The 2,000-nt window shown below is 57.5% G+C and carries 1 rRNA gene; it reads right to left on the bottom strand.

The window, feature by feature from the left end:
* Positions 1–341 precede the first annotated feature (341 nt).
* Positions 342–1,861, bottom strand: a 16S ribosomal RNA gene (locus tag AWB94_RS11835).
* Between the last annotated feature and the right edge of the window lie 139 nt (positions 1,862–2,000).

Genomic DNA, 2,000 nt, shown 5'->3' with positions numbered 1-2,000 from the left:
CAGAGTCTTCTTGTATGCGAGATGCTCGCAACCACTATCCACAAATCAAACACCACACCCCACCACCAAAGCAGGGCAACAACAAACACCGTCCGAACACCAGAACAACGCCTGGTCCCTCGCGGCCGACCCACACACTCCACCGAGCATGCGATCGCAGGGCCTGTTGTCTCAAAGCCCAATAGTGTGTCCAGCAGTTCCAAGCCCCGCAAAGGGGACCCACGTTTGTTGTGTGCACCAGACCCGCCTCCACTACAGAGGCCGAGCCATCCAACGAATCGTCTCGCAACACCGAACCCCCACACGATGTGGGCGGGGCGAGCTCTCGTGGTGCTCCTTAGAAAGGAGGTGATCCAGCCGCACCTTCCGGTACGGCTACCTTGTTACGACTTCGTCCCAATCGCCGATCCCACCTTCGACGGCTCCCTCCCACAAGGGGTTAGGCCACCGGCTTCGGGTGTTACCGACTTTCATGACGTGACGGGCGGTGTGTACAAGGCCCGGGAACGTATTCACCGCAGCGTTGCTGATCTGCGATTACTAGCGACTCCGACTTCACGGGGTCGAGTTGCAGACCCCGATCCGAACTGAGACCGGCTTTACAAGGATTCGCTCCACCTCACGGCATCGCAGCCCTTTGTACCGGCCATTGTAGCATGTGTGAAGCCCTGGACATAAGGGGCATGATGACTTGACGTCATCCCCACCTTCCTCCGAGTTGACCCCGGCAGTCTCCTACGAGTCCCCGGCATAACCCGCTGGCAACATAGGACAAGGGTTGCGCTCGTTGCGGGACTTAACCCAACATCTCACGACACGAGCTGACGACAGCCATGCACCACCTGCACACAGGCCACAAGGGAACTGATATCTCTACCAGCGTCCTGTGCATGTCAAACCCAGGTAAGGTTCTTCGCGTTGCATCGAATTAATCCACATGCTCCGCCGCTTGTGCGGGCCCCCGTCAATTCCTTTGAGTTTTAGCCTTGCGGCCGTACTCCCCAGGCGGGGTACTTAATGCGTTAGCTACGGCACGGATCCCAAGGAAGGAAACCCACACCTAGTACCCACCGTTTACGGCGTGGACTACCAGGGTATCTAATCCTGTTCGCTCCCCACGCTTTCGCTCCTCAGCGTCAGTTACTGCCCAGAGACCCGCCTTCGCCACCGGTGTTCCTCCTGATATCTGCGCATTCCACCGCTACACCAGGAATTCCAGTCTCCCCTGCAGTACTCCAGTCTGCCCGTATCGCCCGCACGCCCACAGTTAAGCTGTGAGTTTTCACGAACAACGCGACAAACCACCTACGAGCTCTTTACGCCCAGTAATTCCGGACAACGCTCGGACCCTACGTATTACCGCGGCTGCTGGCACGTAGTTGGCCGGTCCTTCTTCTGCACATACCGTCACTCGCGCTTCGTCTGTGCTGAAAGAGGTTTACAACCCGAAGGCCGTCATCCCTCACGCGGCGTCGCTGCATCAGGCTTGCGCCCATTGTGCAATATTCCCCACTGCTGCCTCCCGTAGGAGTCTGGGCCGTATCTCAGTCCCAGTGTGGCCGGTCACCCTCTCAGGCCGGCTACCCGTCGTCGCCTTGGTAGGCCATTACCCCACCAACAAGCTGATAGGCCGCGGGCCCATCCCACACCGCAAAAGCTTTCCACCACACCCCATGAAGAGCGCAGTCCTATTCGGTATTAGACCCAGTTTCCCAGGCTTATCCCAAAGTGCAGGGCAGATCACCCACGTGTTACTCACCCGTTCGCCACTCGAGCACCCCGAAGGGCCTTTCCGTTCGACTTGCATGTGTTAAGCACGCCGCCAGCGTTCGTCCTGAGCCAGGATCAAACTCTCCAAACAAAAACCCCCAGCCAAAGCCAGGCAGAATTCGAATCAGAAAAATCCGATCACAAACAAAAGACACCAAAAACTGGCATCAAAAAAACAACCATCCCACGTAGCAGGAAGACGGGGAGTCCCCCACCAAGATGGCCAAAAA

This window comes from Mycolicibacterium canariasense (assembly GCF_002101555.1).
In the GTDB taxonomy this organism is placed as follows: Bacteria; Actinomycetota; Actinomycetes; order Mycobacteriales; family Mycobacteriaceae; genus Mycobacterium; species Mycobacterium canariasense.
Note: the sequence above shows the minus strand (reverse complement) of the source record. Positions and strands in the feature narration are given on the sequence as shown.